Below are 12,433 nucleotides of genomic sequence, written 5' to 3' on the forward strand. Positions count from 1 at the left end.
TATAGACTATATTAACTACGATCTATGGTGAAAATTTCCCAGCCATTTTCATTTTTTTGTCCCGCTTCGGCACGATTTTGGATAAGCAAGGCCTATGACCAACACCTATTATATCGATGAATTGTCGATCGATCAGACCGCCTCGCGTGTCTTTACCGTCGACGATGCGGCCATACAGGCCTTCGCCGACGTATCGACGGACCATAATCCGGTTCATGTCGATGAAGCCTTCGCGGCCCAGTCGCCGTTCAAGGGGCGCATCGCCCACGGCATGCTGCTGGGAGCCTATATTTCGGCGACCCTGGCCTCGGACCTGCCCGGGCGCGGCTCAATCTACGTCTCGCAGACACTTGAGTTCAAGCGCGCTGTGCGCCCCGGTGATGAAGCAACCGTCGAAGTGACGATTCGCGACATCGATTTGAAATCCGGCCACGTCACCCTGTCGACCCTTGTAAAGGTGCGAAACAAGACCATGTTGAGCGGAACCGCCGTCGTCATCGCTCCGAAACGCCCAGCCTGAAGTGCCGTCCTCCGCTCTCACAGTCATAACCCTGACACTTGGTGCCGATGGTACCGTGTCGATGGACAAGCCTCTGCCCGCCGGCGCCAGTGCTGCGATCGGCAGCTTCGACGGTGTACATATTGGTCATCAGCACGTCATAGAATCCGCCATCGCCGCCGCGCGAGCCAACGGGGCGCCATCGGCGGTGATATGCTTCGATCCGCATCCGCAGACCTTCTTTCACAAGGACGGCCAGCCGTTCCGGCTGATGACGCTGTCCCAGCAGTTGCATGCTTTTGAAAGCCTTGGCATCGACTATACATTTGTGCTCCGCTTCGATGGCCATCTGTCTTCGCTGAGCGCCGAAGATTTCGCCCGTCTGATCCTGCACGATACGCTTCAGCTGTCGCACGTTTCAGCGGGCTTCGATTTTCAATTTGGCAAACGCGGCGGCGGCCATGCGGCCGATCTGGTGCAATTCGGCGCCGCCCTCGGTTTCAGCACCGATATACTGCCCTGCCAGACGGACGCGAAGGGGAACAAACTCTCATCCTCGGCTGTTCGGGAGGCCCTTCTGGCCGGAGATGTTGCTACGGCGACGGCGATTCTCGGCCGCCCGCAGGCGTATAGCGGCGAGGTCGTCCATGGCGCCAAACAAGGCCGCACCATCGATTTCCCGACGCTCAACCTCAGGCTCGGCGATTACCAACGGCCGCGCTACGGCATTTACGTGACCCGCACCACCCTCCCCGACGGACGCCAGATCAACGGCGTCAGCAATATCGGCGTGCGCCCGACAGTCGGCGGAAACATCGAACTGCTTGAGACCTATCTGTTCGACTTCAGTGAAGACGTTTATGGCCAAGAGGTAGAAACCAGCCTGCTGGATTTTATTCGTCCCGAAGCGAAGTTTGAGTCGTTCGAAGCGATGAAGTTGGAAATCCAGAACGATGCTGCCAAGGCGCGGGCATGGTTTAAGAGCGCAGGCGGGCTGGAGACAACTTAGGGGCGATATACGTGTGGAAGGATACCTCGAAACCGTGTAAACCAAATACATCGCGTTTCAGGAATTGTAGATGCCCGTTCAAGCTCCGCCTCAGAATACGCCCACGAACGAAACAGCTACCCCCCTGGCCAAGGCTATTTTTGATAATGCTATCGACGGCCTGATCACCATAGATGACCAAGGCATCATCGAGAGTTTCAATCCCGCCTGCGAGAAGATATTCGGCTATGAGGCGGTCGAAATCGTCGGCTGTAATATTCGCGTATTGATGCCGGAACCGTACCATAGCGAACATGATGGCTATCTTGAGCACTACAAGACGACGGGCAAGGCACGCATAATCGGCACCAGCGGACGGGAAGTCTCAGGTCAACGCAAGGACGGAACCGTCTTTCCGCTCGACTTGTCGATCAGCCGCTTTGAACACGACGGCCGCCAACATTTTTGCGGCATCATCCGCGACATAAGCCAGCATAAGCAGAGAGAAAAAGAACTGCGCGACAGCGAATCGCGCATCCGATCTCTTGTCACCAGCACGGTTGACGGCCTGATCACCATCAATGCCAGCGGACAAATCGACACCTTCAACCCGGCGTGTGAAAAGATATTCGGTTATACAGCCGCCGAACTGGCTGGAAAAAACATCCGCGTCCTGATGCCTGAGCCGTATCACAGCGAACATGACGGCTATCTCGAAAACTATCAGCGCACCGGTGATGCCCACATCATCGGAACCAGCGGCCGGGAGGTGCGCGGCAAACGCAAGGATGGCTCGGAATTTCCGATGGACCTGTCAATCAGCCGCTACGAATTGGATGACGGCGTCTATTTTTGCGGCATCATTCGCGACATCACCAAGGCGAAAGCCGAGGAAGACAACCGTCAGCGGTTAATGCAACGGCTTATGGAGTCCAATACCGAGTTGGAACGCTTCGCCTACGTCGCATCACATGACATGCAAGAACCCATCCGCATGGTCGCCAACTTCAGCGAAATCCTGGTGAATGAATATCAAGCCCAGCTTGACACAAACGGCCGGGAATTCCTCGAAATCATAAACAGCTCCGCAATCCGCTTGCAGGACATGGTGCATGACCTGCTGCAATACGCACGGCTAGGCCGGGAAAGCCTAAGTTTCGGTGAGGTGAATCTGGAAGAGCAGTTGGAGCACGTGAAGATAAATCTCAGCGAACTTATCCGGGATTCCGGCGTCGAAATTTACCACGCCCCCTTGCCCATCGTCAGTGGCAGCTCCGTTCAGTTGCTTCGGCTACTCCAAAACCTAATATCGAACGCCATCAAATATCAACCTGCCAACGCTCACCCCGTCATCCGGATCACCTGTGACCCGCAAGACGATTATTGGCGCCTTGCCGTTTCGGACAACGGTATCGGCATATCGGCGGACTTCGTCACCCAGGTATTTGAGCCGTTTCGCCGGCTGCATACATGGGACGCCATCAATGGAACGGGTCTAGGACTGGCCGTCTGCCGCAAGATCGTCGAAAGTCACGACGGGCAAATATGGGCAGAGTCTTCGCCAGGGCACGGCAGCACATTCTATTTCACCCTCCCTAAAGCCAGGGGGCGCCACCCTCAATGACCTTCACCGGTGCAGCCTTCTCCATCAAGCGTAAGGTCTTCCGTCTCACGTAAATGCGCCGAGCGCCGTTCGATGGCAGACACCGGCCACGGATCGGTGAAGTTGGCGACCAGGCCGCGCCCCAACCCATCCAACCGCGCGACGTACACGTCCCATTGCGCCAGGCGCGCCAAGTCCGCCTTCCCTGCCCTATCCCCCAACTGCGCGCGCAGTTCCGCTACTTCCGTGGCCTTCTGTGCCGCACGGCGTTGCAATTCGCGACCGATCGCCGCGCAATGCGCCCGGTTATCCCTATCCGCCTGATTTCCCGCGCGGCCGATGATAGACACAAAGCACAAAAACAGAGCCAAGGCGGCGATAAGTCGTGAACGCATCCCTATCGGCTAACGCGCCACTGCGCTCGCGTCAACCAGCTGTGTTCATTGGCCTTACGGGCTGACGCAGGATGGTTCTAAGCTTATCGGGCGCCACCTTGCGTGCATCGCTGAGGTAGATTTCATGATGCTTGCCAGTTTCGATTAGCCCATGGGCGGGCAGCCATTCCGTATGCAGCCGTTCAAGCGTCGGCCCTTCGTCGTCAAACGGTCCGATGTGCAGAATTTGTGCGCACAAGCCCTCTTCCAGCCGCTCCAGACGGACCTTTTCCAGACCTGGCAGGCCCTTCTTCATCACGACCTCGCTCAGTGCCGCGCAGAGATGCGGTTTTTCTATCCAGTCCGGCTGCAGGATCATCATCGTCCAAGACCATTTGTCCTTCTGTCGTGCGGCGAAGCTGGTCATGTCCTTTGCCCACCACAGCCCCTCGAGCGGCCCTACGACGTAATCACGGTCAAAGGCGCGCTTGCTCATGAATTTAAGGGTATAGGACAGGGAATACAGGGCCTCTATCGCCTGCGGATAGTCTGCGACTGTATTCGGGTCGCCCTGCCCGTCGAACATCAGATATTGCAACGACGGCACCTCGACCAGGGCGAAGTCCTTTACGGGCGCGCTATACAGCGATTTGTATTCGGTTTTGAGATCGATTTTGCTCAACGAAGCCTCCATGCCGGCCGATTTACCCCACCCTAAATGCGGGTATCGCCAAAATCTGCCAGCAGGCTTCACCACTTTGCCCTAGGCAAGTTTGGGGCGCTCTGATAAAGCCAGAGCCATGTTGATGTCCGGCCGCCAGATCATACGAATTTGAGGCCCAGCGCAGGTTGAGCCTGTGCTGGGAGCTCGTTCTCGCGCCTTTTTACCGACATCTTTTTATATGACCTGAGACTCATGTCCGACACCACTGCCCGCGATTACCGCAACACCGTCTTCCTGCCCGAAACCGATTTTCCCATGCGTGCCGGCCTGCCAAAGGCCGAGCCCGAAATGTTGAAAAAGTGGGACGAGGCCGACCTGTACCATGCCGTCCGCAAAGCGCGCCAAGCCGCCGGCGCGCCTTTGTTTGTCCTGCACGACGGCCCCCCCTATGCCAATGGCAATATCCATATCGGCCACGCGCTCAACAAGATCCTGAAAGACTTCGTCGTCCGCTCGAAGTTCCTCACCGGTCACGACGTCGATTACGTGCCGGGCTGGGATTGCCACGGCCTGCCGATCGAATGGAAGATCGAAGAAGAATTCCGCGCCAAGGGCCGCAAGAAGGATGAGGTGCCCGCGGCCGAGTTCCGCAAGGCCTGCCGCGAATATGCCGCACGGTGGATCGAAAGCCAGCGCGACGAATTCAAACGCCTGGGCGTGCTCGGCGAATGGGAAAACCGTTACGCCACCATGGACTATTCCACCGAAGCCAAGGTGACGGCGGAATTTCATAAATTCCTGATGTCGGGCCAGCTGTATCGCGGGTCTAAGCCGGTGATGTGGTCGCCCGTCGAACGCACGGCGCTGGCCGACGCCGAAATCGAATACCACCCGCATGTCTCCCCGACCGTCTGGGTCAAATTTCCATTGCGCAGCGATGCGCCGCACATAATCGACGCCCTGAACGGCGCGTCGGTGGTCATCTGGACGACGACGCCGTGGACGATCCCGGCCAACCGCGCCATCAGCTTCAACCCGTCCGTAGCCTATGCGCTTTACGAAGTGACGGACGTAAAGTCCGAAGAAGACTTGGGTTTCGCGCCTTGGGTTAAGGTGGGCGACAAACTGATCCTGGCCGACAAACTGGCCGAAGGCGTCCTACAGGCAGCGAACGCCAAGGCCTGGCATCGTGTCCTCGCTTTGCCCGCCGATGTCCTGAGCGGCCTGAAACTGGCTCATCCGCTGGCGACCTACGATCCCTATTACGATTTCAACGTCCCGATGCTGGCGGGGGACCACGTCACCGACGATGCCGGAACGGGCTTTGTCCACACGGCCCCGGGCCATGGCGCGGACGACTACAATATCTGGCTCAAATCCGGTTACCCGCTCGATGCCATCCCCGATACGGTCGATCCGGACGGCGCCTATTATCCGCACATCCCCCTTTTTGCCGGCATGAAGGTGCTGGAAACCGAAGGCAAGAAGGCGGGCAAGTTCGGCGAAGCCAACGGCGCGGTGATGAACAAGCTCATCGAAGCCGGCAATCTTCTGGCGCGCGGTCGGGTCGAACACTCCTACCCGCATTCCTGGCGGTCCAAGGCGCCGGTCATCTTCCGCAATACGCCGCAATGGTTCATCCGCATGGATGGTGAGGAGTCACTGCGCAACACCGCGATGGCTGCCATCAACGCCACCGAATTCTTCCCCGCCATGGGCAAGAACCGCATCGGCGGCATGGTCGAAACGCGCCCGGACTGGCTGATCAGCCGCCAGCGCAACTGGGGCACGCCGCTGGCCATGTTCGTCGACAAGAAGACGGGCGAGCCACTTCGGGACGAAGGTGTCAACAAGCGCATCACCGACATGATCGCCGAAGGCGGCGCCGACGCCTGGTTCACGCGCCCCGACACCGATTTTCTCGGCAATGGCTATAATCCGGACGACTACGAAAAGGTCACGGATATCCTCGACGTGTGGTTCGATTCGGGCTGCACCCATGCCTTTACCTTAGAAGGCCGCGCCGACTCACACTGGCCCGCCGATCTCTATCTCGAAGGCTCGGACCAGCATCGCGGCTGGTTCCAGTCGTCCCTGCTCGAAAGCTGCGGAACCCGGGGTCGCGCGCCTTATAATGCCGTCCTGACGCACGGTTTCGTTCTCGACGAACAGGGCGAGAAGATGTCCAAGTCGAAGGGCAATGTCACCGCGCCTCAGGATATCGCCAAGGAATCCGGCGTCGAAATCCTGCGTCTGTGGGTGGCCTTCGCCGACTATTCCGAAGACCTGCGCATCGGCAAGCAAATCATCCAGACGACGGTGGACGCCTATCGCAAACTGCGCAACACCGTGCGCTACCTGCTGGGCGCCATAAACGGCTTCACGGCCGAAGAGGCCGTGGGTTACGCCGACATGCCGTCGCTGGAGCGTTACATCCTCAATGAGGTCTATACCCTCGATGCCAAGGTCCGCGCGGCGTATGACGTCTACGATTTCGCGGGTGTCGTCCGTCCAGTGGCCGATTTCTGTATCCAGACCCTATCGGCGCTCTATTTCGATATCCGCAAGGACAGCCTGTACTGCGACCAGCCATCGGCCACGCGCCGCCGCGCCTGCCGGACGGTGATGAATATCCTCTTCGAACGCCTGACCCTGTGGCTGGCGCCGATCATGACCTTCACCACGGAAGAAGCCTGGACCAGCCGCGGCCATGCCGAAGCCAACCTGTTCCGCGTCCTCGACGCCGCGCCGGATGAGTGGCACAACCTGGCTGAACACGAACGCTGGTCAAAGATCGAAACCGTGTTGTCTGTCGTGACCGCCGCCCTGGAAGAAAAGCGTCGGGACAAGGTCATCGGCTCCGCCCTGGAAGCGGCGCCGATCGTCTATATTGCCGACAATGCCGCCTACGAAGCCTTCGCCGGCATCGACGCGGCCGAGGTCTTCCGGACCTCTCAGGCGACGCTGTCGATCGCAGCTGCCCCGGCCGATTCTTTCAAGCTCGAAGGATTGCCGATGATCGCGGTCGAATTCGCCCGTGCCGAAGGCCAGAAGTGCCAGAGGTCCTGGCGCATATTACCTGAAGTCGGTACCGACCCGCGCTATCCCGATCTTAGCCTGCGCGATGCCGAAGCCGTCGCCGCCTTTGACGCCACACACGCCGGATAAGCCTTATGGACAAGCTGAAAGCGCATTTTACGCCCCTGTATAGTCCCGAAGGCCTAAAGGCGCTGGGCTTGGCCCTGCTCGTCTTAATCGCCGACCAGGCAACCAAGCTGGGGGTCCTGTACGGATTGAATCTTCGCGAGATCGGACAGCAGGTCAATATTTTGCCCTTCTTTTCGCTCACCATGGTCCATAACCAGGGTATCAGCTTCGGCCTTCTGACTTCAGACGGCTTAGGCCGATGGCTATTGGTGCTGTTTCAATTCGGCATGGCCTTCGGGATTGCCAACTATGTGCGCACAAAAACCAATCCCTGGCTGATCGTCAGCCTGGGCTTGATTATAGGCGGCGCCATTGGAAACGGGATCGACCGGTTGCGGCTGGGCTATGTCGTCGACTTTCTCGACTTTGGAGGCACGGGCTTTTTTCCGTGGGTCTTCAACATTGCCGACAGTGCAATCTGTATAGGGGTGGCCTTGCTCGTGTGGTACTTCGTCCGCGCGGATATGGCTGAAAAGGGCAAGACGGCCGGTTAAGCTTAACGCTTGGCAGCAGCCGATAAACACAGTATCACTCTTCATCTTGCGCACGCGCGAGTGAGGCATTTCGGAGCGAATTATGAAGTCGGTAAAAATCGCGGCGGGTCTTTTGATCATGGCGGGCGTAGCCCTTTCGGGTTGCCAGTCCACCAAGAACGCCCTGGGCCTGAATAAGGTCGTGCCCGACGAATTCCGCGTCGTCACCAAGGCGCCGCTGGTTGTTCCGCCGGATTACGCCCTGCGGCCGCCGTCGCCCGGCGCGCCGCGTCCGCAAGAATTGCAGCCGGAAAGCGCTGCGCGTCAGGCGCTTCTAGGCCAACGCGATGCGACTAACCGGTCTGCCGGTGAACAGCAACTGGTGGCCCGCATGGGCGCCGGAACGGCCGATCCGCTGGCCCGTTACGTCGTTGACGATGAATTTGGCGACCTGACCTACAAAGAACCGTCTTTCGCGGACAAAGTCATGTTCTGGCGCAAGCCCGCCGACGCCGCATCTGCCGGCAGCAATGCCAGCGCCGCCGCTGCCAATACCTCCGTCCCGGTCGATGCCGCCACGGAACAGGCGCGCCTGAAGGCGCTGGTCGGCGATCAGCAGATCATTATCACCCAAAAGCCGAACCCCAAGTTCAAGTTGCCGGGCCTCTAGATTACCGATAATTTAGTTGTGAGACATGCGTAAAAGGCGTTCCTTCGGAGCGCCTTTTTCAATGTCAGCGAAGCCAATTTAGGGAGAAATATCATGGTGTCTCAGCGTATCGTCGCCTTCGTCACGGTTTTGTCCCTGGCTGGCTTGTCATCCCTTGCTGTTGCGCAAACTCCGGAATGCGCCATCAACGCCCCACTCGATACGCGCGTCGAAGCCGTGCTGGCCAAGGCCGATCGGCCAACCAAGCAGCGTGACAACGACGCCCATCGCCTCACTGAAACTCGCTTTGTCCTGAGCCACGTCAAGCCCGGCGATCATGTGCTGGATATTGGTGCCGGTGGCGGCTACGCCTCCTACATCCTGTCGTCGGCGGTGTGTTCGGGTACGGTCGATTCGCAAAATCCCCAAAGCTGGGTCGACGGCTACAAGATGGAGCCCGCGCGCCAGGCCCTGGCTGCCGCCCGTCCCAATGTGCACCTCGTAACCGCCGATTTTGCTCGCATACCAGCACCGGCCCAGCCTTACGATGTTATTTTCATCGGGACGGTCTATCACGACACCTATAATGAAACGGGCCACGACGCCGTGGCCTTCGACAAATCCCTGCTTGCCCTGCTCAAGCCCGGCGGTATCGTCATCTTGACCGACCATAAGACCGCGCCCGGCATCGGCGCCACGGCGACCAATACGCTTCACCGCATCGAGGACACCCAAGTGGTGACAGATTTCAAGGCCGCAGGCTTTGAACAGGTCGAAAATAGCAATGCCCTGGCCAACCCGGCGGACGATCACCTGAAGAATGTCTTCGACCCGTCGATCCGCGGCCAGACCGACCGCATGGCGCTGGTCTTCCGTCGCCCGCTAAAATGATAAGAATCACTACAAACCCGGCAACGCTTTCTATATTGTAGACCTTCGGCCGACCGCACGCGGGACGCCAAAATCAAGGCCTTTCATGTCCCAGATTCAGCGCTTACCGCAAGATACCATCAATCGCATCGCCGCAGGCGAGGTCGTCGAGCGCCCCGCTTCGGCGGTCAAGGAACTGGTGGAAAACGCCATCGATGCCGGTGCGCGCCAGATCGATATCCGGGCGGACTTGGGCGGCCTGTCCCGCATCCTGATCGAAGACAACGGCTCAGGCATGGGCGCCGACGATCTGCAACTGGCCATCGAACGCCATGCCACCTCCAAGCTGAAGCCGCAGTCCGACGGCACTTGGGATCTTTTGCACATCAAGACGCTGGGATTTCGCGGAGAGGCCCTGCCCTCCATGGGCTCGGTGGCCAGGCTCAGCATAACCTCGCGCCCGCGGAATGGCGAGGCGTTGAACATCCGGGTTGACGGCGGCGCGATTTCGTCACTCAAGCCTGCGGCCTTCGGCGGCGATCATGGCACGCGGATAGAACTGTCCGACCTGTTCTACGCCACGCCGGCTCGCCTGAAATTCATGAAGTCCGAACGCGCCGAAAACATGGCCATCGCCGAAGAGGTCAAGCGCCAGGCCATGGCGCACGAAGATGTCGGTTTTTCGCTTGAACTCGACGGCAAGAAAATTCTCAAGCTCTATGCCGAAACGACCGGCTTCGACGGTCGCCTGCGCCGCTTGGCCGCATTGCTGGGCAGCGATTTTTCCGACAATGCCTTGTTAATCGACCAGCAACGCGAAGGCGTTCGGCTGACGGGTTATGCCGGTTTGCCAACCTTTTCGCGCGGCAATGCCATGCATCAGTACCTGTTCGTCAACAATCGGCCTGTCCGCGACAAGTTGCTGGCCGGTGCCTTACGGGCTGCCTATGCCGATTTCCTGGCGCGTGACCGGCATCCGCTCGCCGCCCTATTTGTCGAAATCGATCCCGAGGACTTGGACGTCAATGTGCATCCGGCCAAGACCGAGGTGCGGTTCCGCGATCCGAACCTGGTGCGCGGCTTGATTATCGGCGCGCTAAAGCATGCTTTGGCGTCGGCTGGCCATCGCGCCGCCACCACCGTGGCACATCAGACCATCAGCGCCTTCCAGCCACAGGCGGTTCAGCCATTGCTGGGGTTCAACCGGCCCTATAATCCGGCCTCGGCGTCCCAGATCGCCGCCGTCCGGCCCTTCCTCACGCCCTTCCCGCCCGATTCGACGTTCGCGCCGACGGCGCGTGTCGAGGCACCCGCCGCCTACCCAGACACCTCAGGACAGGTGTATGGCGGTCCGGCCTATGTCGGCGTGGCCGAGGCCTATGCCCCCATCTGGACGGGCGCAGACGATTCCGCGCCGATGATCGATGTGGCACCTTCCCCCACGGCCGAAAGCTTTCCGTTGGGCGCGGCGCGGGCGCAGATACATGAAACCTATGTTATCGCCCAGACACCTGACGGTCTGGTAATCGTCGATCAGCACGCCGCCCATGAACGTCTCGTCTACGAGCAGATGAAGCAGGCCATGGCCGAAGGACAGGTTCAGAGCCAGAGCCTCCTGATCCCAGAAATTGTCGATCTGGAACGCGAAGAGGTCAGCCGCCTGATTGCCCGGCAAGCCGATCTTCAGGCCATGGGCCTTGGGCTCGAAGCCTTTGGGCCGACCAGTGTCCTCGTCCGTGACATCCCGACCCTACTCGGCGATTGCGATATCGGTGGCCTGGTCCGCGATTTGGTGGACGACCTGACCGAACATGACGAGTTGCTGGCCCTTAAAGAGCGGATGGCGGAAATCTGCGGGGATCATGCCTGCCGGCACAGTGTGCGCTCGGGCCGCCGGCTAACTGCCGACGAGATGAATGCCCTGTTGCGGCAGATGGAGGCCACGCCCCATTCCGGCCAGTGCAATCACGGCCGACCGACCTATGTCGAGCTCAAGCTCAAAGACATCGAAAAGCTTTTTGGCCGGCGTTAGACGCCTGGCGTTACCGGGAACAAAATAGTCGGGGCGCGGTCATCAACCGCGCCCCGACATGGCCCCTCGCCCTTGTGGTATTCTACCCAATAAAAAAGCCCGCAACCGCCGGATTGCAGACTTCGAAAAGGCTTTAGTGCGTCAGGTTCAGAATGATGAGCCCAAGGCCCATCACCACACCCCATACCTGTACGCTCAGGCCGGCAACGAGCAGCAGCTTCAAAGCATCGGGACGACGCTTCGAGGCGCGCGTTTTCACGGCTTCTACGGTTTGAATATCCATCACTTGACCCCTAATTTAAGTAACAGCAGACCCAGGACGTCCAGCAATTTTTGTGCCTTGTTTTCGGCCTTGCCTATGGTTTACGCCCTATTAAGGACATATTGGGGATAAGTTACGGGAGCCGTCAATAGCTATTATTTAACAATGCGTTAAATATGCCACTTATGCCATTTTTATGGCTTTTTTATTTAATGAAATCTGTGGCTTATGAATTAAAAATTTTTTGTTGCAGGAACAAAACCTGCGCCGCGCCATAGGTTTTGACGTTGATTTTTTGCCACAGCTCTGTGACAAAATCATCCTCATCGGCAGCCCGCTCGAAGACAATTATGGCATTTTCGGACAACCAATTACCGCCTGCCAAAGCCGCTAAAGCCTTCTCTCCCAAGCCTTTGCGATAGGGCGGATCGAGAAAAACAAGGTCAAATGCCTCGGCCTGAGAGCCGGGACGTGTCCCAAGTTGGGTTGCGTCCCGTCTGTGGACACGCGTTGTGCCAAAAAGACCGAATGTCTCGACATTGTCGCGAATGGCGCCACGCGCCGCATCGTCCGTTTCGACGAACAGACAAAAGGCGGCGCCGCGCGACATGGCCTCAAAGCCCAAGGCCCCGGAGCCGGCAAACACGTCCATGACGCGCGCGCCTTCAAGGGTGGGCGCCCAATCGGCATGTGCCAGAATGTTGAAAATAGCCTCGCGGGCGCGATCGGACGTCGGACGGGTGTTTTGCCCGTCCGGCGTTACAAGCGTGCGCCCCTTGAAGTTTCCCCCGACGATACGCATCGGCTCAGGC

General features: G+C 58.8%; 12 protein-coding genes. 8 read left to right on the top strand and 4 right to left on the bottom strand.

The window, feature by feature from the left end; genetic code table 11:
* Window positions 1-94 precede the first annotated feature (94 nt).
* The 3 genes from RCJ00_RS19245 to RCJ00_RS19255 all read left to right on the top strand — a co-directional run bounded on the left by RCJ00_RS19245 (window position 95) and on the right by RCJ00_RS19255 (window position 3,111).
* Window positions 95-520, top strand: a complete 426-nt coding sequence (locus RCJ00_RS19245) for a MaoC family dehydratase (protein ID WP_316223970.1) — start codon at window positions 95-97, stop codon at window positions 518-520.
* Between the two features lie 61 nt (window positions 521-581).
* Window positions 582-1,508, top strand: coding sequence for a bifunctional riboflavin kinase/FAD synthetase (locus RCJ00_RS19250; RefSeq protein WP_316223971.1), 927 nt, complete (start codon window positions 582-584; stop codon window positions 1,506-1,508).
* A 70-nt stretch (window positions 1,509-1,578) separates the two neighbouring features.
* Window positions 1,579-3,111 (top strand): PAS domain S-box protein, encoded by a 1,533-nt coding sequence (locus tag RCJ00_RS19255; protein WP_316223973.1) that lies wholly within the window; start codon window positions 1,579-1,581, stop codon window positions 3,109-3,111.
* Here the strand turns inward: RCJ00_RS19255 and RCJ00_RS19260 are convergent.
* Both RCJ00_RS19260 and RCJ00_RS19265 read right to left on the bottom strand, forming a co-directional pair.
* Window positions 3,105-3,485 carry a hypothetical protein gene (locus RCJ00_RS19260; RefSeq protein ID WP_316223974.1) on the bottom strand — a complete coding sequence of 127 codons (381 nt, stop codon included), beginning with the start codon at window positions 3,483-3,485 and terminating at the stop codon, window positions 3,105-3,107. The two genes, RCJ00_RS19255 and RCJ00_RS19260, sit on opposite strands and share 7 nt — an antisense overlap.
* A gap of 31 nt (window positions 3,486-3,516) precedes the next feature.
* Window positions 3,517-4,146 (bottom strand): GyrI-like domain-containing protein, encoded by a 630-nt coding sequence (locus tag RCJ00_RS19265; RefSeq protein ID WP_316223976.1) that lies wholly within the window; start codon window positions 4,144-4,146, stop codon window positions 3,517-3,519.
* Between the two features lie 234 nt (window positions 4,147-4,380).
* Here RCJ00_RS19265 and ileS point away from each other — a divergent pair, with 234 nt between their 5' ends.
* From ileS to mutL, 5 genes are all read left to right on the top strand, one after another.
* Window positions 4,381-7,296, top strand: a complete 2,916-nt coding sequence (ileS, locus tag RCJ00_RS19270; protein WP_316223977.1) for an isoleucine--tRNA ligase — start codon at window positions 4,381-4,383, stop codon at window positions 7,294-7,296.
* A gap of 5 nt (window positions 7,297-7,301) precedes the next feature.
* Window positions 7,302-7,829, top strand: a complete 528-nt coding sequence (gene lspA, locus RCJ00_RS19275) for a signal peptidase II (protein WP_316223979.1) — start codon at window positions 7,302-7,304, stop codon at window positions 7,827-7,829.
* A gap of 82 nt (window positions 7,830-7,911) precedes the next feature.
* The gene (locus tag RCJ00_RS19280) at window positions 7,912-8,478 is read left to right on the top strand and encodes a DUF3035 domain-containing protein (RefSeq protein ID WP_316223980.1); all 567 of its coding nucleotides are present in this window, start codon (window positions 7,912-7,914) and stop codon (window positions 8,476-8,478) included.
* A gap of 93 nt (window positions 8,479-8,571) precedes the next feature.
* On the top strand, window positions 8,572-9,348 hold the full coding sequence (locus RCJ00_RS19285; protein ID WP_316223981.1) for a methyltransferase domain-containing protein: 777 nt from the start codon (window positions 8,572-8,574) through the stop codon (window positions 9,346-9,348).
* Between the two features lie 85 nt (window positions 9,349-9,433).
* Window positions 9,434-11,359, top strand: a complete 1,926-nt coding sequence (gene mutL / locus RCJ00_RS19290) for a DNA mismatch repair endonuclease MutL (RefSeq protein ID WP_316223983.1) — start codon at window positions 9,434-9,436, stop codon at window positions 11,357-11,359.
* Window positions 11,360-11,492: 133 nt separating this feature from the next.
* Here mutL and RCJ00_RS19295 read toward each other — a convergent pair whose 3' ends face one another.
* Together RCJ00_RS19295 and rsmD are read right to left on the bottom strand one after the other, a co-directional pair.
* The gene (locus tag RCJ00_RS19295) at window positions 11,493-11,642 is read right to left on the bottom strand and encodes a hypothetical protein (protein WP_023459272.1); all 150 of its coding nucleotides are present in this window, start codon (window positions 11,640-11,642) and stop codon (window positions 11,493-11,495) included.
* 205 nt (window positions 11,643-11,847) lie between these two features.
* The gene (gene rsmD, locus RCJ00_RS19300; protein ID WP_316223985.1) at window positions 11,848-12,423 is read right to left on the bottom strand and encodes a 16S rRNA (guanine(966)-N(2))-methyltransferase RsmD; all 576 of its coding nucleotides are present in this window, start codon (window positions 12,421-12,423) and stop codon (window positions 11,848-11,850) included.
* Between the last annotated feature and the right edge of the window lie 10 nt (window positions 12,424-12,433).

The organism is Asticcacaulis aquihabitans (assembly GCF_032490435.1).
GTDB lineage: Bacteria > Pseudomonadota > Alphaproteobacteria > Caulobacterales > Caulobacteraceae > Asticcacaulis.

Coding starts and splice junctions, on each gene's coding strand:
- RCJ00_RS19245 (WP_316223970.1), top strand. CDS start 95: ATGACCAACACCTATTATATCGATGAATTGTCGATCGATCAGACCGCC.
- RCJ00_RS19250 (WP_316223971.1), top strand. CDS start 582: ATGGACAAGCCTCTGCCCGCCGGCGCCAGTGCTGCGATCGGCAGCTTC.
- RCJ00_RS19255 (WP_316223973.1), top strand. CDS start 1,579: ATGCCCGTTCAAGCTCCGCCTCAGAATACGCCCACGAACGAAACAGCT.
- RCJ00_RS19260 (WP_316223974.1), bottom strand. CDS start 3,485: ATGCGTTCACGACTTATCGCCGCCTTGGCTCTGTTTTTGTGCTTTGTG.
- ileS (WP_316223977.1), top strand. CDS start 4,381: ATGTCCGACACCACTGCCCGCGATTACCGCAACACCGTCTTCCTGCCC.
- lspA (WP_316223979.1), top strand. CDS start 7,302: ATGGACAAGCTGAAAGCGCATTTTACGCCCCTGTATAGTCCCGAAGGC.
- RCJ00_RS19280 (WP_316223980.1), top strand. CDS start 7,912: ATGAAGTCGGTAAAAATCGCGGCGGGTCTTTTGATCATGGCGGGCGTA.
- RCJ00_RS19285 (WP_316223981.1), top strand. CDS start 8,572: ATGGTGTCTCAGCGTATCGTCGCCTTCGTCACGGTTTTGTCCCTGGCT.
- mutL (WP_316223983.1), top strand. CDS start 9,434: ATGTCCCAGATTCAGCGCTTACCGCAAGATACCATCAATCGCATCGCC.
- RCJ00_RS19295 (WP_023459272.1), bottom strand. CDS start 11,642: ATGGATATTCAAACCGTAGAAGCCGTGAAAACGCGCGCCTCGAAGCGT.
- rsmD (WP_316223985.1), bottom strand. CDS start 12,423: ATGCGTATCGTCGGGGGAAACTTCAAGGGGCGCACGCTTGTAACGCCG.